General features: G+C 75.2%; 22 protein-coding genes. 10 read left to right on the top strand and 12 right to left on the bottom strand.

Going from position 1 to position 20,916, the window contains the following annotated elements:
* Positions 1–132: 132 nt before the first annotated feature.
* A complete protein-coding gene (locus LQU92_RS12690) occupies positions 133–291 on the bottom strand; it encodes a hypothetical protein (RefSeq protein ID WP_230781123.1) in 159 nt (52 codons plus the stop codon).
* Positions 292–538: 247 nt separating this feature from the next.
* Between LQU92_RS12690 and LQU92_RS12685 the strand changes: the two genes are divergently transcribed.
* The 5 genes from LQU92_RS12685 to LQU92_RS12665 all read left to right on the top strand — a co-directional run bounded on the left by LQU92_RS12685 (position 539) and on the right by LQU92_RS12665 (position 4,427).
* On the top strand, positions 539–1,351 hold the full coding sequence (locus LQU92_RS12685; RefSeq protein WP_230781121.1) for an alpha/beta fold hydrolase: 813 nt from the start codon (positions 539–541) through the stop codon (positions 1,349–1,351).
* A 117-nt stretch (positions 1,352–1,468) separates the two neighbouring features.
* Positions 1,469–2,407: an SDR family oxidoreductase gene (locus LQU92_RS12680; protein ID WP_230781119.1), complete on the top strand. Its 939-nt coding sequence runs from the start codon at positions 1,469–1,471 to the stop codon at positions 2,405–2,407.
* Between the two features lie 135 nt (positions 2,408–2,542).
* Complete coding sequence (locus LQU92_RS12675) at positions 2,543–3,331, top strand: hypothetical protein (RefSeq protein WP_230781118.1); 789 nt, start codon at positions 2,543–2,545, stop codon at positions 3,329–3,331.
* On the top strand, positions 3,328–3,798 hold the full coding sequence (locus LQU92_RS12670) for a phage holin family protein (RefSeq protein WP_101850878.1): 471 nt from the start codon (positions 3,328–3,330) through the stop codon (positions 3,796–3,798). The genes LQU92_RS12675 and LQU92_RS12670 overlap by 4 nt, the downstream gene beginning before the upstream one ends.
* Positions 3,795–4,427, top strand: coding sequence for a DUF3618 domain-containing protein (locus LQU92_RS12665; protein ID WP_230781117.1), 633 nt, complete (start codon positions 3,795–3,797; stop codon positions 4,425–4,427). Before LQU92_RS12670 ends, LQU92_RS12665 begins: the two co-directional genes overlap by 4 nt.
* A gap of 170 nt (positions 4,428–4,597) precedes the next feature.
* On the opposite strand, the gene LQU92_RS12660 is transcribed toward LQU92_RS12665, so the two are convergent.
* Entirely contained in the window at positions 4,598–5,422 is an 825-nt protein-coding gene (locus LQU92_RS12660) for a GDSL-type esterase/lipase family protein (protein WP_230781116.1), read from the bottom strand.
* Between the two features lie 54 nt (positions 5,423–5,476).
* A complete protein-coding gene (locus tag LQU92_RS12655; RefSeq protein WP_230781113.1) occupies positions 5,477–6,493 on the bottom strand; it encodes an LLM class flavin-dependent oxidoreductase in 1,017 nt (338 codons plus the stop codon).
* 113 nt (positions 6,494–6,606) lie between these two features.
* On the opposite strand from LQU92_RS12655, the gene LQU92_RS12650 reads away from it, so the two are divergent.
* From LQU92_RS12650 to LQU92_RS12635, 4 genes are all read left to right on the top strand, one after another.
* Entirely contained in the window at positions 6,607–7,371 is a 765-nt protein-coding gene (locus LQU92_RS12650) for an alpha-ketoglutarate-dependent dioxygenase AlkB (protein WP_230781111.1), read from the top strand.
* A gap of 93 nt (positions 7,372–7,464) precedes the next feature.
* On the top strand, positions 7,465–8,016 hold the full coding sequence (locus LQU92_RS12645) for a flavin reductase family protein (protein WP_230781109.1): 552 nt from the start codon (positions 7,465–7,467) through the stop codon (positions 8,014–8,016).
* 186 nt (positions 8,017–8,202) lie between these two features.
* Positions 8,203–8,853, top strand: a complete 651-nt coding sequence (locus LQU92_RS12640) for a flavin reductase family protein (protein WP_230781107.1) — start codon at positions 8,203–8,205, stop codon at positions 8,851–8,853.
* 168 nt (positions 8,854–9,021) lie between these two features.
* A complete protein-coding gene (locus LQU92_RS12635; protein WP_058857978.1) occupies positions 9,022–9,618 on the top strand; it encodes a YceI family protein in 597 nt (198 codons plus the stop codon).
* Between the two features lie 68 nt (positions 9,619–9,686).
* Here LQU92_RS12635 and LQU92_RS12630 read toward each other — a convergent pair whose 3' ends face one another.
* Both LQU92_RS12630 and LQU92_RS12625 read right to left on the bottom strand, forming a co-directional pair.
* Positions 9,687–9,908 carry a hypothetical protein gene (locus LQU92_RS12630; RefSeq protein WP_101850870.1) on the bottom strand — a complete coding sequence of 74 codons (222 nt, stop codon included), beginning with the start codon at positions 9,906–9,908 and terminating at the stop codon, positions 9,687–9,689.
* Complete coding sequence (locus tag LQU92_RS12625) at positions 9,905–10,303, bottom strand: cell division protein CrgA (protein WP_230781105.1); 399 nt, start codon at positions 10,301–10,303, stop codon at positions 9,905–9,907. Before LQU92_RS12625 ends, LQU92_RS12630 begins: the two co-directional genes overlap by 4 nt.
* Before the next feature lie 168 nt (positions 10,304–10,471).
* Here LQU92_RS12625 and LQU92_RS12620 point away from each other — a divergent pair, with 168 nt between their 5' ends.
* Positions 10,472–11,110, top strand: a complete 639-nt coding sequence (locus tag LQU92_RS12620; protein ID WP_058857981.1) for an aminodeoxychorismate/anthranilate synthase component II — start codon at positions 10,472–10,474, stop codon at positions 11,108–11,110.
* 8 nt (positions 11,111–11,118) lie between these two features.
* Here LQU92_RS12620 and pknB read toward each other — a convergent pair whose 3' ends face one another.
* Genes pknB through LQU92_RS12585 form a run of 7 tightly spaced genes read right to left on the bottom strand, consistent with a single transcriptional unit; the run spans position 11,119 to position 20,824 of the window.
* On the bottom strand, positions 11,119–13,113 hold the full coding sequence (gene pknB / locus LQU92_RS12615) for a Stk1 family PASTA domain-containing Ser/Thr kinase (protein WP_230781103.1): 1,995 nt from the start codon (positions 13,111–13,113) through the stop codon (positions 11,119–11,121).
* A gap of 3 nt (positions 13,114–13,116) precedes the next feature.
* Positions 13,117–14,850: a protein kinase gene (locus LQU92_RS12610; protein WP_230781101.1), complete on the bottom strand. Its 1,734-nt coding sequence runs from the start codon at positions 14,848–14,850 to the stop codon at positions 13,117–13,119.
* Positions 14,847–16,292 carry a penicillin-binding protein 2 gene (locus tag LQU92_RS12605; RefSeq protein ID WP_101850866.1) on the bottom strand — a complete coding sequence of 482 codons (1,446 nt, stop codon included), beginning with the start codon at positions 16,290–16,292 and terminating at the stop codon, positions 14,847–14,849. Before LQU92_RS12605 ends, LQU92_RS12610 begins: the two co-directional genes overlap by 4 nt.
* Positions 16,289–18,004, bottom strand: a complete 1,716-nt coding sequence (locus LQU92_RS12600; RefSeq protein WP_230781099.1) for an FtsW/RodA/SpoVE family cell cycle protein — start codon at positions 18,002–18,004, stop codon at positions 16,289–16,291. The genes LQU92_RS12605 and LQU92_RS12600 overlap by 4 nt, the downstream gene beginning before the upstream one ends.
* Positions 18,001–19,542 carry a PP2C family serine/threonine-protein phosphatase gene (locus tag LQU92_RS12595; RefSeq protein ID WP_230781097.1) on the bottom strand — a complete coding sequence of 514 codons (1,542 nt, stop codon included), beginning with the start codon at positions 19,540–19,542 and terminating at the stop codon, positions 18,001–18,003. Before LQU92_RS12595 ends, LQU92_RS12600 begins: the two co-directional genes overlap by 4 nt.
* Positions 19,543–19,546: 4 nt before the next feature.
* Positions 19,547–20,035 (bottom strand): FHA domain-containing protein, encoded by a 489-nt coding sequence (locus tag LQU92_RS12590; RefSeq protein ID WP_101850863.1) that lies wholly within the window; start codon positions 20,033–20,035, stop codon positions 19,547–19,549.
* A complete protein-coding gene (locus LQU92_RS12585; protein ID WP_230781095.1) occupies positions 20,036–20,824 on the bottom strand; it encodes a DUF3662 and FHA domain-containing protein in 789 nt (262 codons plus the stop codon).
* Between the last annotated feature and the right edge of the window lie 92 nt (positions 20,825–20,916).

Raw genomic sequence — 20,916 nt, 5'->3', positions numbered from 1 at the left:
CCGCCGGACCACACCAGAAGGGTCGAGCCCCCGCACCACACGGTGCGGGGGCTCCCCGCATTCAACCACCCCCACCCGGCACCCCGGTTGCCGGACGCCACCTCGGCCGTCCCCCCTCCCCGGGGCGCCGTCTCAGTCGTCCCCCGGCGGATCCTGCGGGGCGTCGCCCTCCGCCTGCGAGGGCTTGTTCCCGGCCGGGTCCACGGCCGTCTCGACCTGCTGGTCCTCCGGCGCGTCCCCCTCCGCCTGCGAGGGCTTGTTCAGCGCGGGCTCGGGCACGTTCTGGCTCATGGCCTCTCCTCTCCGCCGTCGGGCGACGGCTGCGGGCCACGCTACGCGCCGTGCGGGCGCCGCGACAGGGGTGCCACCGCCACGGCGGCCGGTACGGACCGGCCGCCGCCGAGCCGGCGGCGCGATGCCGTGCCGGCGGCGCGCTGCCGTGCCCGGCCGAGGGCTCCCGCCGTCGCGCGGGGCCGGGCACGGCTTCGCTACCCTGGAGGCCGACCGTTCCCCCGTCGTCCCGCAGAGAGGCCCCAGCATGTCCGCGACCCCCACCGCCCACGCCCGCACCGGCGAGATCACCACGGCCTACACCGATCGGGGGGAGGGGCCTGCGCTCCTCCTCGTCCACGGGCACGCCTACGACCGGAGCATGTGGGAGCGTCAGGTGGAGGTCTTCTCGTCCCGCGGCTGGCGGGTCCTGGCCCCCGACCTTCGGGGATTCGGCGGGTCCGAGGGCACTGCGGGCATCGTCTACACCGAGGAGTTCGCGGACGACCTCGCCGCCCTGCTCGACCACACGGGCGTCGACCGGGCCGTCGTCGTCGGCTTCTCGATGGGCGGGCAGGTCGCCATGGAGCTGCTGCACCGGCACCCGCAGCGGGTGCGCGCCCTCATCGTCAACGACACCGTTCCCCAGGCCGAGGACACCGCAGGCCGCCGCCGCCGCCACGTCACGGCGGACACGATCCTGCGAACGGGCATGGAGGAGTACGGGCGGGCCGTGCTGGGGAAGATGATCGCCGAGGCCAACGTCGAGGCCATGCCGGAGACGGCAGCCCGGGTCCTCGCGATGCTGCAGTCCGCTCCGGCCGAGGGGGCGGCCGCCGCGATGCGGGGGCGCGCCGAGCGCCGGGACTACACCGACCTCCTCTCCGGTGCGGAGCTGCCCGTGCTCGTCGTGGTGGGTGCCGACGACCCCTTCGACGGCGGCGCCGGGCGGCGCATGGCGGAGCTCGTGGCGGGGGCCGAGCTCGTCGTCGTCGACGGTGCGGGGCACACGCCCAGCATGGAGCAGTCCGAGGCCTTCGACGCCGCCGTGGACGCGTTCCTGCGGCGGCTGCCCGCCTGAGCCGCGCCGCCGCTGTTCTCCCGCAGTGAACTTCCGGCTCCTGCGGGGGTCATCAGTAGGCTTCCGTCCTGTTCGTCAGTATGCTTCCATGAACGACGCACGACGAGAGGAGCGGACATGAGCGACACCAGCGGCACCCGCCCGGACGACGCCCACCGCGAGCGCACCGACCAGCTGACCTTCCAGAACCCGGTCGACCGGTACCCGGTGGTCGAGCCCCCCGAGCAGGACCAGCCCGAGCCGGGTCTCGATGCCGAGCTCGAGCCGAAGACCGACCGCGGCGAGTTCTCCTACCGGGGGACCGGGCGCCTCGAGGGGCGCAAGGCGCTGATCACGGGTGCCGACTCCGGGATCGGCGCCGCGGTCGCGATCGCCTTCGCCAAGGAGGGGGCCGACGTCGCCCTCAACTACCTCCCGGACGAGGAGCCCGACGCGCAGGCGGTCAAGGGCATCATCGAGCGGGCGGGGCGCCGGGCGGTGCTGCTGCCCGGCGACCTCACCGACAGGGACTTCTGCTCCTCGCTCGTGGAGCAGGCGGTCGAGGGCCTCGGCGGACTGGACGTCCTCGTCAACAACGCGGGCAAGCAGATCGCCGTGGAGAGCCTCGAGGAGCTGAGCGACGAGCAGCTCACGGACACGTTCACGGTCAACATCATCGCGATGTTCCGGATCACCAAGGCCGCTCTCAAGCACCTGCCGGCCGGGTCCTCGATCATCAACACGACCTCGATCCAGGCCTACGAGCCCTCCCCGCACCTGCTCGACTACGCCTCGACCAAGGCCGCGATCAACAACTTCACCAAGGGTCTGGGCCAGCAGCTCGCGCCCCGGGGCATCCGGGTCAACGCGGTGGCCCCCGGCCCGTTCTGGACCCCGCTGCAGGTCAGCGACGGCCAGCCCAAGGAGGCGCTGCCCGAGTTCGGGAAGTCGACGCCCCTGGGTCGTGCCGGCCAGCCGACCGAGCTCGCCCCGGCCTACGTCTTCCTGGCGTCGCCGGAGTCCAGCTACGTCATCGGCGAGACCCTCAACGTCAACGGGGGATCCCCCTCGCCGTGACCCGCCGGCTCCTCCGCCGGGGAGCCACGGAGCGCACCTGCGCCGCGGACCCTTGGCGGAGCGCGAGCACCGGCCTATGCTGGACCCAGTCCGTGCACTAAGTGAACTTATGATCTGCTGACGAAAGGCGGAACCATGACCACGAACCCGTACGACCCCACCCGGCACGACGCCGCGCCGAGCCACGCGGCCACGACCGGCACCCCCTCCAAGAAGGACGTCGCCGCCGAGCAGGGCAAGGCCGAGGCCGCCCAGCTCAAGCACGAGGCCGCCGGCTCCGGCGAGCGCGTCAAGGAGACGGCCAAGGAGCAGGCCGTGGCCGTCAAGGAGGAGGCCGCCCACCAGGTCCAGGGCCTGCTGGACCAGCTCACCAGCGGCCTGCGCGAGCAGGCCCGCCCCCAGCAGGAGCGCGTGGCCGGGACGGTCCGCTCCCTGAGCGACGAGATCAACGCCCTCTCCCGGGGCGAGAAGCCCGAGACGGACTACGTCGCCGGCCTGCTCGGCAACGTCTCCGGGCGCGTGGAGAGCCTCGCCTCCTCGCTGGAGAACAAGGACGGCCAGGAGCTGCTCCAGGACGTGCGCCGCTTCGCGGCCCGCCGCCCCGGCACCTTCCTCGCCGTGGCCGCCGGCATCGGCCTCCTCGCCGGCCGGGCGACCCGCGGCGCGAAGGACAGCGACCGCATCGCCACCGACAAGGAGGGCGCCAAGGAGTACTTCGGCGTCTCCGGCGACCGCACCGGAGCCCGGTCCGGCGCCGGGGTCGAGCCCGGGCAGGGCATCCACCCCGAGGGCGGGCAGGCCGGCGGCTACACCCCGGGCGACCCCTACGCCTACCGGTCCGCGGAGCAGGGCGAGGCCGCCCGCACCTACACCGACCGCGTGCCGGGCACCGTGTACCCCGACCAGGAGGGCGACCGTCGATGAGCCACCCCATTCCTCCCTCCGACGCCGAGGCGCGGGCGGAGCGGGAGTCGCTCGGCGAGATGTTCAAGTCGCTGAGCACGAACCTCTCCACCCTCATCCAGCAGGAGACGGCCCTGGCCAAGGCCGAGCTGCGCCAGTCCGCGCGCGAGGCCTCGCAGTCCGCCAAGGACGCGGGCAAGGGCGCCGGCATGCTCGCCGGAGCCGGTGTGGCCGGGCACTTCGTCCTGCTCTTCCTCTCCCTGGCCCTGATGTGGGCCCTGGGCAACCTCGTGGGCCTGGGCTGGTCCGCCGTCATCGTGGCGGTCGTCTGGGCGGTCATCGCGGCGATCCTCGCCGCCGTCGGCAAGAAGAACCTCAAGAAGGGCCGGCGCGAGCTGACCGAGGCCACCCACGACCCGGTGCACCACACCCGTGAGACCCTCTCCGAGATCCCGGACACCGTGAAACCCTCCAAGGAGACCCCATGAGCCAGCAGAACCCCGAGCAGATCCGCGCCGACATCGAGGCCACCCGTGCCCGTCTCGGGTCCGACGTCGACGCCGTGGCCGAGAAGGTGACCCCGGAGCGGGTCGTCGACCGGCAGAAGAGCAAGGTCCGCAGCAAGGTCCAGGGGGTGCGCGAGCGGGTCATGGGCGCCTCCGACGACGAGTTCGCCCTGGGCCACCGCACGGACGGGCTCCGGGACGAGGCGTCCCACCGGGCCGAGCAGGCCCGCGACGCCGTCCAGCACGCGCCGCAGGCCGCCCGGGCGAGGACCCGCGGCAACCCGCTCGCGGCCGGGCTGATCGCCCTGGGCGCCGGCTGGCTCGTCGGCTCCCTGCTGCCCTCCTCGCAGAAGGAGCAGGAGCTCGTCGAGACCGCCGCCGACCGCGTGCAGCCGCACGCCCAGCACGCGGTGTCCTCGGCCAAGGACTCCGCCCGGCACGTGGCGGAGGACCTCAAGGAGCCCGCCCAGGAGGCCGCGCAGTCCGTGAAGGAGACCGCGACCTCGGGCGCCCAGGAGGTCAAGGAGCAGGGCCGGTCCGAGGCGCAGGACCTGAAGTCCTCGGCCCAGGGCTCCGCGCAGCACGTCAAGGACGAGACCCGCAACGCCTGACGGGCACCGAGCCGCAGGGAGGAAGGCCCCGGACCGCGACGGTCCGGGGCCTTCCTCGTGCCCGGCCCGTGCAGGTCGGAGCCCGGCCGGGCGAGCGGGCCCGGGCCCCGGCGGACCCCACCAGGTCCCCGGCGGGCCCCAGCGGGACGGGGGTCGACCGGGCCCGGACCTCAGCGGGTCCGGGCGAGCTCGCCCCGCAGGGCCGGGAGGTACCCGGAGAGGTAGCCCCGCTCCGTGGGGTGCAGGTTCTCCTGCCCTCCGGGCTCGAAGAGGATCCACGGGTCCCGGGCGCCGACGCCGTGGCCGCGGAACCGGTCCGTGACGTCCGCGAACACCGCGCCCTCGGCCGTCACGGCCTCCTCCAGGGCCGCGTTGAGCTCGTCGGTCCACGCGTTGAGCTCGGCGGCGCGCTCGGCGGTGATCAGGGCCGAGTCGCGCCGGGCGTCGAAGAGGCGGGGATAGCCGAGCACCACGACCTGCCCGCACGTGGCGTCGCCGACGGCGGCGACCGTCCGCCCGGCGGCCTCCGCGGCCGCCGCGATCCGCGCCGGCGCCTCGTCCTGCAGCTCCTCGCACCCCTCCGGGTCGCCCCGGCTTCCGCACCGGGCCACGAACTCGCCCCACCCCACGTCGTTGCCGCCGAGGGTCAGGGTCACCGCGTCGGCCCCGGCCAGCGCCGCCGCGACCGCCGGCGTCCCGGCGAGGGCGGCCACGTCCGCGCTGCGGAAGCCCGCGCACGCGGCGTCGAGCACCACGTCCACGCGCGGGTGGTCGTCGAGGGCGGCGACGTGGTCCCGCCCCGAGCCCTGCAGGCACCGCTCGTCCCAGGGCCGGGCACGCACCCCGCCCGTGCCGATCCCCGCCGAGTAGGAGTCGCCGAGATTGACGACGTCGAGGGTGGGCGGCGCGGCCGCAGCGGACGGGACGCCGAGCCCGGTGAGGGCGAGGGTGGCGCCGAGGACCGCCGCGGCGCGGCGGGTGGGGGGCGGGGGCATGGCGGGCCTTTCCGGACGGGGCGGGGCCGGGCGGCGCCCGCGCTGAGCCCGAACCTATCCCCGGCCGGCCGCCTGCGGAAGAGCCGGGTCCGCCAGGCCCCAGGCCCCCGAGAGGATCTCCAGGGAGCGCAGCATCTCCTCGCGGCCGGGGGAGGCCGGGGCGATCATCAGCTCGTCGGCATCGGCCGTGCGCGCGAAGCGCTCGAGGTACTCGCGCACCTGCGGGCCCGTGCCCGCGGTGGACCAGTGCAGCATGTGCAGCACCTGGTCCGCGGCCGGGCTGTCCATCACCATGTCCAGCTCGGCCTCGCTCAGCTCCCGCCCGCGCCCGACCATGGCGCGCACGCGCTCGCGGCGCGCCGTCTCCTGCTGGGCGGCGGCCTCCTCGGCGGTGTCGGCGGCGATGACGTTGACCGCGGCGATCACCCGGGGCTCCGCGAGCTGCTCGGAGGGGCGGAAGGACGTGCGGTAGGCGGCCACGGCCTCCACGAGGGCGTCCGGGGCGAAGTGGGAGGCGAAGGCGTAGGGCAGGCCGTAGGCCGCCGCCAGCTGGGCGCCGAACAGGGAGGAGCCCAGGATCGTCAGGGGCACGTGCGTGCCCGCGCCGGGCACCGCCGCGACGCCGGGCACGAGCGAGCGTCCGCTCAGGTAGCCCTGGAGCTCCCGCACGTCCTGGGGGAACGCCTCGGCCGAGGAGGGGTCGCGGCGCAGCGCCCGCAGCGTGCGCTGGTCGGTGCCGGGAGCCCGGCCCAGGCCCAGGTCGATCCGGCCGGGGTGCAGCTCGGCGAGCGTGCCGAACTGCTCGGCCACCACGAGCGGCGCGTGGTTGGGCAGCATCACCCCACCGGCGCCGAGCCGGATCGAGGACGTGTGCGCCGCGACGTGGGCGATGAGCACGGCCGGTGCCGACGAGGCGATCGTGGGCATGTTGTGGTGCTCGGAGTACCACACCCGTGCGTAGCCGAGGCGCTCGGCGTGCTGGGCCAGGCGCACCGAGTCGGCGAAGGCCTCGCCCACGGAGGCGCCGCGGCGGACCGTGGCGAAGTCGATGACGGACAGGGGCAGGGGCATGCGGAGCACCTCTCGGGGTCGGGGAGGGCCTCCACGCTACTCCCGGGGGCGCCGCGGCGCAGTGGTCCCGGGCACAGCACCCGTGTCGGCCCCCGCCGCTACGCTCGGGTGCCATGGACGAGCCGACGCACCCCGCCGAGGGGCCTCCGCTGCCCGCCGGGGTGCCCGAGCTCTTCGCGCTGCCCCGCGAGCGCGAGGAGGTCGCCCCCGGCGCCGTCCACCTGCCGGGATGGCTCGATCCCGAGCAGCAGCGGGAGCTCGTGGTGCGCTGCCGCGCGTGGGCGACCGGCCCCGCGCCGCTGCGGCACGCGATCCTGCCCGGCGGCGGGCGCATGTCCGTGCGCTCGGCCACGCTGGGCCGGGACTGGGAGCCCTACCGCTACCGGCGCACGGGGCCGGGCACCCGGGCACCGGCGGTCCCGCAGGACCTGCGCGAGCTGGGCCGCCGTGCCGTGGCCGAGGCCTACGGGCCGGGTGCGCCCGCAGCGCAGGACTACCGCCCCGACACCGTGCTCGTGAACTTCTACGACGCCGCCGCCCGGATGGGCATGCACCAGGACCGTGACGAGGCCTCCGCGGCGCCGATCGTCTCACTGTCCCTCGGGGACGCGTGCGTCTTCCGCTTCGGCAACACGCTCACGCGCTCGGCCCCCTACCGCGATCTCGAGCTGCGCAGCGGCGACCTGTTCGTCTTCGGCGGCCCGTCCCGCTACGCCTTCCACGGGGTGCCGCGGATCCGTCCCGGCACGGCCCCGGCCGGGCTCGGCATGCGCGGCGGCCGGCTCAACCTCACGCTGCGGATGACCGGGCGGGCCCCGGCGCACGGGGACCGAGCGCCCCGGGACCGAGCCCCCCGGGACCGAGCGCCCCGGGACTGAGCGCCCCGGGGCTGAGCACCCTCCGGACCCATGGCTCGGGGGCCGGGAGCCCCGGGGCGGGCGCGGCGGCCGGGGGCGTGCCAGACTGGCCGCATGGAGCTGCCCGATCCCGTCCCGGCCCACCTCGTGGAACCGTCCTCGGTCTCGGCCGAGGACACCGGCGCCTACCGGCTGCTCGCGGCGGACATCGCCTCCGGCGTGGGCGTGGTGGCCGCCCGGCACCGCCGGCGCGACCACGCCGCGACCGTCACCGGCTTCCTCGACGTCTCCTGGGACCCGCCGACCATGCTCGTGAGCCTGTTCGAGGAGGGGCGGATCTGCGAGGCCGTGGAGGAGTCCGGGGCGTGGGCCCTCTCGCTGCTGCGGCGCGAGCACGAGGGCACGGCCAACTGGCTGGCCAGCCCCGGCAACCCCGTCGAGGGGCTCCTGGACCGGGTGCCGTTCCGGCGGGCGCCGCACTCCGGGGCGCCCGTGCTGGCGGGCTCCCTCGCATGGTTCGAGCTCCGGACGACGGCCGTGCACACGGCCGCCACGCACCGGCTCGTCGTGGGCGAGGTCGTCGCCCTGGGGCGGGGTGTGCCGGAAGGGGGCGCCGCGGACCCGCTCGTGCACTTCGGCCGCGGCTACCACGGCCTCCGCCCCTGACCGGGAGATCCGTAGCAGGCGGACGCCGCGGTGTCGAGCGGATGACGCCACGTGACCCGGATGACGTCATCCGGGGAATGCGGTCCCGGGGCTCCGGGTTCTGGTCGTAGCGTGGTCGCAGCGGGCGGGCCCGACGGCACGGGCCCGGACCGATCCACCGAGCACGATCCCCACGGAAGGACCCCCATGGCGGCCCAGCACCACGAACCCGGACCCGGACGCGCGTCCGAGGACGCGCGCCTGAGCGTGGTCCCGGACGGCGGCGTCCCCGCCGAGCGCTTCGCCGCCGACGTCAGGGACCTCGAGGTGCCCGCCGACCACCTCGCCGGGCTGGGGCCCGTGGGGGAGCTGTTCAAGGCGGCCTTCGCCCACCACCCGGCCGGCGTCGCCGTCATCACCGCGCGCGGGCCGGAGGGCCCGGTGGGACTCACCGCCTCCTCGGTCTCCTCCGTCTCGGTCGACCCGCCCATCCTGGGCTTCTCCCTGCAGGCCCGCCGCGGTTCCGCGGCGGTCGTCGCCGAGGCGCCCTCGTTCCTGGTGCACCTGCTCGACGCCGAGGACCTCGCCCTGGCGCAGTCCTTCGCGGTCTCCGGCGCGCCCCGCTTCGGGCCGGACATGCCCTGGGAGGAGCTGCCCACCGGCGAGCCCCGCCTGCTGGGCGTGGGCCGGGTGCTGCGGGCCGTGCCGCTGGCCCGGATCAAGGCCGGTCCCGCCCTGGTCTTCAACGCCGCCGTGGTGGACGTGCTGGGTGCGGAGAGCTCCGGCTCGCCGCTGGTCTACCACCGCCGCCGCTTCCACGGCCTCAGCGAGGACTCCGCCCTGCCGGGCTCGCCCTGACGCGGCCGGCCGTGCCGCTGCCACGCCGACGGGGCGCCTCCCACCACCGGGGGGCGCCCCGTCGGCATGACAGCGGAAGAAGTTCACCCCCAGTTCGTTGACACATCACCAAAGGCGTCCTAGAGTATTTGACACAGCAACAAACCCCCACCACCCGAGGAGAACACCATGTCGCAGCTCACCGATCTCGTCCCCGGTTCCTGGACCTTCGACCCCGCCCACTCGGAGGTCGGCTTCACCGTCCGCCACGCCGGGATCTCCAAGGTCCGCGGCGTCTTCCGCGAGGTCGACGCCCAGCTCCTGGTCGCCGAGCCCCTCGAGGACTCCCGTCTGAGCGCCACCGTGCAGATGGCCTCCATCGACACCAAGAACGCCGACCGGGACGCCCACGTGCGCAGCGCCGACTTCTTCGCCGTCGAGCAGTACCCCACCATGACCTTCACCTCCACCGCGGTCGCCTTCGACGGCGAGGAGGGGACGATCACCGGTGAGCTGACGATCAAGGACGTCACCCGCACCGTCGAGCTGAGCGCGGAGTTCAACGGCGTCGTCGTGGACGCCTTCGGCGTGACCCGCGCCGGCTTCGGCGCGAAGACCACGATCTCGCGCAAGGACTTCGGGATCACCTGGAACGCCGCCATGGAGGCCGGCGGGGTGCTCGTCTCGGACAAGGTCACCATCGAGCTCGACGTGGCCTTCACCGCGCCGCAGGATGACCCCGAGGAGACCGTCGAGGGCCAGGAGTCCGTCTCCGCCGAGGCCTGAGCCCCGGAGCCCCGCACGCGCAGCGGCCCGCACCCCTCCACGGGGTGCGGGCCGCTGCGCGTGCGGGCTCAGCCGAGGCGCTCGACGACGAACCACACCGCCGGCACCGCGATCAGCAGCAGCAGCGCCCACCGGCGCAGGCGCACCTCCAGGCGGGCCGGGTCCACCCGCCGCCCCCGGGCGGGGCGGGAGGCGGCGATCTCGTCCTTCAGCGGGCGGGGCGCACCGTCGTCGCCGCCGGCCGTGCTGCCGGTCCGGTCGGGATCGCGGGGCTCGGGCACGGCGGTCACCGCCAGCGCGTGGTCATGACGAGGCCGACCATCATCAGCCCCAGCCCCACGCCGATGTTCCAGGTCCCGATCCCGGGCACCGGGTAGAGGCCCTGGAAGAGGTAGTAGACGATCAGCCACAGCAGGCCGAGGACCATCAGGCCCAGCATGAGGACCTTGTACCAGGTCGGGGTGGGGGAGGGCGGCACGGGGCCGCCGTGCCGGGAGCGCTCGGTGAGCTCCGCCGCCACGGCCGTGGCCGCGGCGTCCGGGTCGAAGGCGGACGTCGAGCCGCCGGGCAGGCCCTCCGCCGCCAGCCGCGCCAGCTCCTCGTCGACGCGCGTCGAGGCCGCGCCCCGGTCCTCGGCGGGGGTGCGGCGGCCGGCCTTCCGGCGGCGGTTCTTGGACTCGGGCACTGTTCCTCCTGGTGGCAGGGCGGGCCGTGGTCACGGCGGGGGGTCCGGTGGACCAGTCTAGCCGTCCCCGTCCTCCGGCGGCCGTCCTCCCGCGGACGGCGGACCGGCTCCCCGGACCCGGCGCGTAAGCTGGGATGGCCCGTTCCGCACCGCACCCCAGGAGTCCCCGTGACCGTCAGGATCCTCGTCGTGGACAACTACGACAGCTTCGTCTACACCCTCGTCGGCTACCTCCAGCAGCTCGGCGCGCAGACCACGGTGATCCGCAACGACGACCTCGGCGAGGACGCCGCCCGCGAGCTGGCCGGCGAGCACGACGGCGTGCTGCTCTCGCCCGGGCCCGGCGCCCCGGCCGACGCGGGCGTGTGCACGGCGCTGATCCGGCACGCCGAGGCCACGGGGACCCCGCTGCTCGGGGTGTGCCTGGGCCACCAGGCGCTCGCGGAGGCCTACGGGGGCACCGTCACCCACGCGGAGGAGCTCATGCACGGGAAGACCTCCCGCGTGGAGCACGACGGCACGAGCGTGTTCGGCGGCGTGCCCAGCCCCTTCACGGCGACCCGCTACCACTCGCTCGCGGTGGTCGCCCAGTCCGTCCCGGACGTCCTGCGGGTCACGGCCCGCACGCCCAACGGGGTGATCATGGGCCTGCAGCACCGCAGCGCCCCGCTGCACGGCGTGCAGTTCCACCCGGAGTCGGTGCTCACCGAGGGCGGCTACCGCATGCTCGGCAACTGGCTGGAGCTCGCGGGGCTCAAGGGCGCGGCGCGCGCGGCGTCCTCGCTCTCCCCGCTGATGACCGCCTGAGGGCCGGCTCAGCGCTCCCGCCCGCGGGCCTCCTCGTCCCGCTCGCGGGCTGCCTCGGCGCGCTCCGCGGCACGCTCCTGCGCCCGCTCGGCGGCCGCGGCGCGGTCGCCCCCGTCCTCCCCACCCTCCTCGGGGGCGCCGGTGCGCTCCTCCGAGGGCTCCGCGGTGGGCTCCTCCCCGTCCTCCTCCGCGGTGGGGCTCGGCTCGGGGGTCTCCTCCTCGGTGGGCTCGGGCGTGGGCTCGGGGCTGGGCTCCGGCGGCGGGGCGACCGCCACGGTCAGGGTGATCGTGGCCCCCTGGGGGGCGGAGCCGCCGCCGGCCACGCTCTGCTCGACCACCTGCCCGGCCGGCACGTCCGAGCGCTCGGCGACGACGACCTCCGCGCCCAGGCCCACCCCGTCCGCGGACAGCGCCGCGACGGCCTCGTTCCGGGGCATCCCCACGACGTCGGGCACGGTGACGCGGCCGGTGGAGAGCACGAGCTCCACCTCGGAGCCCGACGGGACCCTCGTCCCGCTCGCCGGGTCCGTGGTGACGACCGCGCCCCGCGGGACCCAGGCGCTGTTGACGGTGCGGGTCGGGCCCGGGTCGAGGCCGGCGGCCTCGAGGACCTCCCGCACCTCCTCCTCGGAGCGGCCGGCGAGGTCGCCGGGCACCTCCACCTCAGCGGGCCCGAGGGAGACCTCCAGGACCACGGTGCTGCCCTGCTCGACCTGGGTGTCGGCGGCGGGGTCCGTGGCCACGACGTCTCCCTCGGAGACGTCGTCGCTGTGGACCTCGTCCCGCTCGGGCACGAGCCCGGCGTCGCGCACCGCGGTCTCGGCCACCGCCGCGTCCATGCCCGCCACCTGGGGGACCACCGCGAGAGCGGGTCCCTCGCGCCCGGCCTGGACCCACTGCAGGGCCAGGACGCCGGCGACCGCCAGCACGGCGAGCACGAGCAGGGTGAACAGGGCGGCCCGCAGGCCGCCGCGGTTGCGGCGCACCGCGCCGGAACCGGTGCCCGGCGGGCCGGGGGGAACGGGGCCGGCGGGCGCCGCGGTCCCGGCGGCGGTCGCGGCCGCCAGGACGGGGGGCAGGGTCTTCGTGTCCTCGTCGCGCACCGGCACGGCGGCGACGGGCTGGGTCTGCTCGAGGTCCGACGGCACGGCCGTGCGCAGCTCCCGCAGCGCCCGGCGCATCTGCCCGGCGTCCTGGAAGCGCTCGGCGGGGTCCTTGGCCAGCGCCCGCGCCATGAAGGCGTCCACCCGGGGGCCGAGCCGCGGGTCGACCTGCGAGGGGACGGGGGCGGTGTCGCGCACGTGCTGGGCGGCGACGTCCACGGAGGTCTCGCCCACGAACGGGGCCCGGCCGGTGAGCAGCTCGAAGAGCACGCACGCCGCGGAGTACAGGTCGGAGCGGGCGTCGACCGACGCGCCGCGGGCCTGCTCGGGGGAGAGGTACTGGGCCGTGCCCAGGACGGCCTGGGCCTGGGTGAGCGCCGGGGCCGTGTCCTCCACGGCCCGGGCGATCCCGAAGTCCATGACCTTCACCTGACCCTCCGGGGTGACGATCACGTTGGCCGGCTTGATGTCCCGGTGCACGATCCCCGCGCGGTGGCTGTACTCGAGCGCGTCGAGGATCCCGAGCACGAGGTCCACGGCCTCGCGCGGGGAGACCGCGTCCTGGTGCACGAGCTCGCGCAGGGTGCGCCCCGGGACGTACTCCATGACGATGTAGGGGCGGTCCACCCCCTCCTCCGTGCTCGCGGCGATCTCCCCGGTGTCGTAGACGGAGACGATGGAGTGGTGGTTCAGGGCGGCGACCGACTGCGCCTCCCGCTTGAAGCGCTCGTGGAAGGAGTCGTCCTGCGCCAGCTCCGGGCGCAGCACCTTGATCGCCACGCGCCGGCCCAGCCGCAGGTCCCGCCCGACGTGGACGGTCGCCATGCCGCCCCGGCCGATGGCCTCCCCGACCTCGTAGCGGTCGTTGATCAGGCGGGGGACGGTGCTGCGGCCGGGCACGGCTCAGTTCCCCTCGGTGGGCGAGGCCGTGGCGGGGGCGGAGGTCGCGCCCTGCGTGGGGGCGGGGCTCGCCGCCCGCTCGCGGGCCACCCACACCTGCACGGTGTCGCCCGGGCGCACGGTGGAGCCGCCGATGGGCTGGGTGCGCAGCACGGTGCCGGGGGCCTCGTCGGAGGAGTAGTCCTCGTAGAGGGTCACGTTGACCCCGGCCTCGGTGATCTCCCGGATCACGTCGGCCTCCTGGCGCCCCACGAGCCCGGTGGGCAGCTCGACCGTGTCCGGGCCGGTGGAGTGCACGACCGTGATCGTGGTCCCCCGGGCGACCTGGCCCACGGGGTCCAGGGACAGCACGGTGCCGACCGGCTCGCCGGAGGCCTGGCCCACGCGCTGGACGGCGAAGCCCAGGTCGGAGAGCTCCTGGACGACCTCGTCGACGGAGCGGCCCTCGTAGCGGGCGGCGAGCACCTCGACGGTCTCGCCGTCCGGCGGGCTGGTCTCGGGCACGGCTGTCGTGGAGACGGTGCCGGTCGGGGAGGGGTCCGGGGCCCCCGAGCCGGTGTCGCGCAGCAGGAACAGCCACACCAGCCCGGCGGCCAGGGCGAGCGCGAGCAGCAGCGGCAGCAGCCACGGCCACACCCGGCGCCGGCGCGGCTGCTCGGCCGGGGTCCGGGGCGCGTCCCGCCCGGGGGCCCGGTCCGGCTGCACGACGCCGAGCTCGGCGGTGACCGGGTGCGCGGGGCCGGCCGCGGCGACCGCGCCGGGGGCGGCCGCCGCGGGACGGTCGTCCTGGCGGGTCATCATCCGCGTCGGCTCGTCGTCCACCGGCGCGAAGGCCTGCGTGGGCTCGTCGTCGTCGAGGTCCTCGGGCAGGTCCAGGAAGGCCCGCATGCCGGGCACGGCCGCCGCGGCGGCCGCGACGTCGCCGCGGCGGATCGCGTCGACCGCCGTGGCCAGCGCGCCCGCGGTGGCGGGACGGTCCCGGGGCTCCTTCGCGAGCATCGACATGATCAGGGCCCGCACGGGCTCGGGGACGTCCTCGGCCAGGGGCGGGGGCGGGTCGTTGACCTGGGCCAGGGCGATCGCGATCTGCGACTCGCCCGTGAACGGCCGCCGCCCCGCCAGGCACTCGTAGCCGATGATGCCCAGGGAGTAGATGTCGGAGGAGCCCGTGGCCGTCTGCCCGGTGGCCTGCTCGGGGGCCAGGTACTGGGCCGTGCCCATGACCTGTCCGGTCGCCGTCAGCGGCACCTGGTCGGCGAGGCGGGCGATGCCGAAGTCGGTGACCTTCACCCGGTTGTCCGGGGTGATGATCAGGTTGCCCGGCTTCACGTCCCGGTGCACGAGCCCCTGGGCGTGGGCGGCCGCGAGCGCCCGGGCGGTCTGGCCGATGTAGTTCAGGACCGTGTCGGCCTCGAGCGTGCGGCGCCGCTCGATGATGTTGGACAGCGGCTCGCCCGGGACCAGCTCCATGACGAGGAAGGCGGAGCCCTCCTCCTCGCCGTAGTCGAAGACGTTGGCCACCCCGGGGTGGTTCAGCAGGGCCGTGTGGCGGGCCTCGGCGCGGAAGCGCTGCAGGAAGTTGGGGTCCCCGTTGTACTCCTCCTTGAGGATCTTCACGGCGACGACGCGGCCCAGGACCCGGTCCTTGGCCTTCCACACCTCGCCCATCCCGCCGATCGCGATCCGATCGGTCAGTGCGTAGCGCCCGCCCAGGACGGTGCTCGACGAAGGTCTCACTTGTTCAACACCGCCTCGAAGATCTGCTTGGCGCCCGTGGTGGTCAGGGAGGATCCGGTCGCGACGTCGACGTCCTCGACGACGATCGCGACGGCGACCTCCGGGTCGTCGGCCGGGGCGAAGCCGGTGAACCAGGAGTCGTTGAGCCCCTCCTCGGAGCCGATCTCGGCGGTGCCGGTCTTGCCGGCCACCTCGACCCCGGGCACGGCCGCGCCCCGGCCGATCCCGTCGTCGACGACCTCGACCATGAGGTCGGTGACCGTGCCGGCGACGTCGGCGCTGGTCGAGCGGCGCAGCTGCTCGGGGCTGAACTCGTCGAGCACGGACAGGTCGGAGGAGCGGACGGTGTCCACGAGCTGGGGCCGCATCATGACGCCGTCGTTGGCGATGGCGGCGCTCGTCATGGCGACCTGCAGCGGGGTGGCGCGCACGTCGTACTGGCCGATGGCGGACAGGGCCAGCTGCGAGGCGTTGAGCTCCTCCGGGAAGACGGAGGGCGTGACCTGCAGCGGCAGCGAGAGGGGCTCGCCGTAGCCGAAGTTCTGGGCGGTGCGCCGGATGGCGTCCTCGCCGAGGTCGAGGGCGATCGAGGCGAACGGGGTGTTGCAGGACTGCTCGAGGGCGAACTCGAGGTCGGCCTGGGGGCGGGCGGCGCACCCGCCGCCCACGTAGTTGGGCAGGGTGACGTCCGTGCCGGGCAGCGGCAGCTCCTGCGGGTTCGGCAGCTGGGAGTCGGTGGTGTAGCGGCCGGACTCGAGGGCCGCCACCGTGTCGAGGATCTTGAAGGTCGAGGCCGGGGCGTAGAGGTCGCCGGCGATCGCCCGGTTGACCAGGGGCTGGTCGGGGTCGCCGTTGAGCCGCTCGGCGGCGGCGATCACGGAGGCGGCGTCGTGGGAGGCGAGCTCGTTGGGGTCGAAGCCGGGGGAGGAGACCATCGACAGGATCGCCCCGGTCTCGGGGTCGAGGGCGACGACGGCGCCGCGGCGGCCCTGCAGCACGTCCTGGGAGACGCGCTGGAGCTCCGGGTCGACGGTCAGCTCGACCGAGGCCCCGGTGGGCTGGTCGCCGGAGAACATCGCGAGCACCCGGTCGTAGAACTGGTCGGCGGAGGCCCCGGAGAGCTCCTCGCCGAGGGCGGCCTCGAGCCCGGTGGCCCCGTAGACGAGGGAGAAGTACCCGGTCAGGTGGCCGTAGAGGGGGCCGTCGGCGTAGACGCGCTGGTGCTCGAAGTCGTCGTCGGAGGGCACGGAGTAGGCCTTGGGGTCGCCGCCGACGACGATCGCGCCGCGGTCCGCCCCGAACTGCTCGTAGAGGCTGCGGTTGTTCCAGGGGTGGGCCTCCAGGCTGCGCGCCGCGAAGAACTGCACGTAGGTCAGCGCCAGGAGCAGCACGGTGAAGATCGCCACCCCGGCCGTCCAGGTGTGTCGGATCGCCCGGTTCACGAGGTCCCTCCCTTCCCGGTCCCGCCGGCGCCGCCGTCCGTGCGCCGGGTGTCGTGCTCGGTCAGCCGGGACATCGCCTCGGTGGGGGTCCCGTCGTCGTCGTGGCCGTCGGGGGTCGCCCCGTGGTGGCCCGCGTCCCGGTGGGCGGACGCGCCGGCCGGGGCGATGGCCTCGGTCTCGGCCGTGCGGGGGCCGGCGCCCGCGGCGGCGGGGACCTCCGGCTGCGGGGCGGTGTCCGCCCGGCCGTGCCCGTCGTGGCGGCGCTCCCGCCGCTCGGCACGCTCCTGCTCGTCGCGGCGGGCCGCCTCCCGCAGCGCGGCCTCGTGGGCGGCGATCTCGGCGAGGTCGGCGTCCGTGGCGGGGCCGGTGACCACGGGGCGGCGGGCGGTGTGCGAGATCGCGAGCACGATCGCCGCGATGATCCAGTTGGACAGCAGCGACGAGCCGCCCGCGGACATGAACGGGGTCGTGAGCCCGGTGAGGGGGATCAGGCGGGTGACGCCGCCGACGACCACGAACAGCTGCAGCACGATCACCGCGGACAGCCCGGCCGCGAGCAGCTTCCCGAAGGCGTCGCGGGTGCCCAGCGCGGCGCGGAACCCGCGGGTGACGAAGAGGAAGAACAGCATCAGCACCGCGGTGACGCCGATCAGCCCGAGCTCCTCGCCGAAGGCCGTGATGATCATGTCGGAGTTGGCGTAGGAGACGAGGTCCGGGCGGCCCTGGCCGAGGCCCTGGCCGAAGAGCCCGCCGGAGGACAGGCCGAACAGGCCCTGGACGATCTGCTGGGAGCCGCCGGGGGCGCGGTTGTAGACGTCGGGGTCGAAGGCGTTGAGCCACGAGTCGAGGCGGGCGGCCACGTGGCCGAAGATCTGCGAGGCGAGCACCCCGGCGACCGCGACGAGCAGCAGCCCGATGACGATCCAGCTCAGCCGGGCGGTGGCGAGGTAGAGCATGGCCAGGAAGAGCCCGAAGTACAGGATCGCGGAGCCGAGGTCGCGCTGGAGCACGAGCACGCCCACGGCGATGGCCCACACGGCGAACATCGGGGCCATGTCCCGGAAGCGGGGCAGCCGCAGGGGCCCGATCTTCTTGCCGGCCAGCAGGATGAGGTCGCGGTTGGTGGAGAGGTACCCGGCGAAGAACACGGCCAGGGTGATCTTGGCGACCTCGCCGGGCTGGAAGGTGCGCCCGCCCACGGAGATCCAGATGCGGGCGCCGTTGAGCTCCACGCCCAGCCCGGGCACGAGCGGCAGCAGCAGCAGCAGGCCGCTGAGCAGCAGCGAGACGTAGGTGACCCGCCGGAGCACCCGGTGGTCCTTGAGGAACCACAGCACGAGCCCGGCGGCCGCCATGGCCACCGCCGTCCACAGCACCTGGGAGCCGGCGGCGGACTGGTCGGTGCTGAGGTCGATCCGGTGGATCATCGCGATCCCCAGGCCGTTGAGGGCCACCACCACGGGCAGCACGTAGGGGTCGGCGTGGCGGGCGCGCACCCACAGCACGACGTGCAGCAGCAGGGCGCCCAGGCCCAGCACCAGCCCGGAGACCAGGATGTGCGGGTCCCCGGAGCCGAGCAGGTCCGGGTCGACCAGGATGTTGGCGGCCACGCCGATGCCCACGGCGACGACGAGCAGCACCAGCTCGGTCAGCCGGCGGGGCCTGGCGGCGGGGGCGGCGCGGTCCTCGGCCGCGACGGCGGTGGTGCTCATCGTTCACCTCCGGGGCTCTCGGTCGGGGCGCCGGGCGCGGTCGTGCCGGGCGAGGCGGTGGCGCGGCGGACGGTGCCCGTGGGCCGGGGCGTGGGGCCGGGGGAGTCGGCCTCCTCGCGGGCGGAGGTGCGCAGCTCGCCCACGATGCGCTCGGCCTCCTCGAGGCTGTCCGCGGGGATGGCGTTGCGCACCCGGGCCTGGGCGAACGCGGGCAGGTCCTCCATCCGCAGGTCCGTGCTGCGCTCGAGCTCGCTCAGCGCCACCGGGCCCAGGGTCTGGGAGACGCCGTTGTAGATCGCGACCGTCCCGCTGTCCTCGCCCACGTAGTACTGGGAGCTGATCCAGCTCTTGGCCAGCCAGCCGCCGGCCACGAGCAGCAGCCCCACGGTGGCCAGGGCCAGCACGGCGAGGGCCCGCCGGGACCGGCGCCGGCGCGGGGAGCGGACGGCGGCGTCGGCCCGGTCCAGGGCCGAGGCCACCTCCCGGGGGTCGGCCAGGGTGTCCGGGGAGGAGGTGCGCACGAGCGTGGCCCGGCGCTCCCGCACGCTGTCGCTGACGGTGGGGATGCGCCCGGTCTGGGTGGCGTTGGCGGCCGCGCCCACGAGCAGGTGGGGGCGGGCGGAGAGATCGCGGCGCAGCGCGGCGGCCGAGGACTCCGCGGCCGCCGGGTCGCGCACCCCGTCCGGTGCGCCGTCGGGGGCGCCGGGCGCCGGGGCGGTCCGTGCGGTCAGCTCGTCCGAGGTCCGCGCCGAGGCCGGGTCGGGCACGGCCCCGTGGGCCTCCCCGGCCTGGGGAGCCCCCGGATCCCCCTCGTCGGGCTCGAAGACCTGGACGACGACGACGGTGACGTTGTCCGGCGCCCCGCGGTCGAGGGTCAGCTCCACCAGCGTGTCCACGATCTGGTTGAGGTCGCCGGTGGAGCGCAGCACGGCCTCGATGGTCTCCGGGCGGACCACGGCGTTGAGCCCGTCGGAGCACAGCAGCCAGCGCTCTCCCGGGCGGGGGCGCACGACGTCGACCTCGATCTCCGGGGACGCGTCGACGTCCCCGAGCACGCGCATCAGGACGTTCTTGTGCGGGTGGGACTCGGCCTCCTCGGGCCGCAGCCGGCCCTCGTCGATGAGCCGCTGGACGAAGGTGTGGTCGCGGGTCACCTGCCGGAAGCCGTCCTCGGAGAGGCGGTAGGCGCGGGAGTCGCCGATGTGGGCGAGCACGATCTCGTCGCCGTCGGCCAGCAGCGCGGTGACGGTGGTGCCCATCCCGCCCAGCCGCGGGTCGGCGACGACGAGGCGCACCAGGTTCTGGTTGGCGTTCTGGATCTCGTCGGCGAGCACGGTCGCCCCCTGGCCGCCGTGGTCCGGGCGGTCGAGCGCGGTCAGGTCGATCACCGCGGAGGCCGAGGCGACGTCGCCCCCGACGTGCCCGCCCATGCCGTCGGCGACGACGGCGAGGTAGCGGCCCGCGTAGGCCGAGTCGTCGTTCTTGGAACGGACCCGGCCCACGTCGGAGCGCGCGGCGTAGCGGAACGCGATGCCCATGCGGTCAGGGCCTCAGTTCCAGGACGGTCTTGCCGACCCGGAACGGGGTCCCGGTCTCCAGGGGGACGGCGCGGGTCAGGCGCTGCTGGCCGACGTAGGTGCCGTTGGTCGAGCCGAGGTCCTCGAGGAACCAGCGGGAGCCCTGCGGGAACAGCCGGGCGTGGCGGCCCGAGGCGTAGTCGTCGCCCAGGGGCACGGTCGCCTCGGGGGAGCGTCCGAGGAGCACGGGGGCGCTGCCCAGCGGGTAGCTGCGCCCGCGCAGCGGGCCGTCGAGCACCACGAGCGTCCCGGGGCGGGCGCGGCGGTCCGCCGGCGCCTCCGCGGGCGGGGTCTGCTGCGGGGCCGCGTCCTGCCGGCGGCGGGAGCGCCCGGGGACCGGCAGTCGCCCGCCCACGGCCAGGTCACGGCCCTGGCTGGCGACGATGCTGAAGATGAAGATCCACAGGAGGGCCAGGAAGCCGAAGCGGAGCAGCGTGACGGTCAGTTCGGACATTCAGCGTGGCCCCTTCGGGGTCAGGAGGCGGAACGTGATCCGCGTGCGCCCCATGGTGATGACGGAGCCGTTGACCAGCTCGGCGCGGCCGATCACGCGCTCGCCGTCCACGTAGGAGCCGTTGGTCGAGCCCAGGTCCACGGCCACGAAGTGCTCGCCCTGGCGCCGGATCTCGAGGTGGCGGCGCGAGACGCCCGTGTCCTCGACGGTGATGTCCGCCTCGGCGGAGCGGCCCAGCACGATCGAGTCGGCGTTGAGCGAGTAGCGCTCCCCGCCGAGGTCGAGCACCGGCACCCACCGCTGCACGGGGGCGGTCGGGGGCGGGGCGTGGTCCTCGCGCCCGTGGCCGGTGGCGATCCGGTGCCCGCCGTCGGGGGCGGCGGCGGGGGCCGGGGCGGCCGTGTTCGGGGACTCGGTGGTGCGCTGGGCCGAGGAGTGGATGCGGAACCCGCCCGCCTCGGCCTCGGCGCTGCGGGTGAAGGAGACCTTCACGGCGCCCTGGAGGGTGTAGGCCTGGCTGCGGGCGTGCTTGATGACGACGTCGCACAGCTCCTCGGCCAGGGGAGTGCCCCAGTTCTGGGCGCGGGGGAAGTCCTCCTCGGAGAACTCCACGACGAACACGTTGGGCGCCATCGTGCGCCCGGCGGAGATGGTGAACGCCTCCTGGTCCAGCTCCCGGCGCAGGGCGCTGGCGATCTCGACCGGCTCGACCCGGCGGCGGGAGCCGGTCGAGAAGGCGGAGCGCACGGCCTTCTCGATGTTCTTCTCGAGGTTCTCGAGGAATCCCACGGCCGCCTCCTTCCTGTCGTCGATCGCGGCGCACGTGCCCCGGTCCCGGGCCAGGCGCTCCTCAGGATAGTAGACGCGGCGGCTGAGAACCC

Origin of the sequence: Kocuria sp. LUK, assembly GCF_021012935.1 — a bacterium.
GTDB lineage: Bacteria > Actinomycetota > Actinomycetes > Actinomycetales > Micrococcaceae > Kocuria > Kocuria flava.
This window is presented reverse-complemented; position numbering and strand designations above follow the sequence as displayed.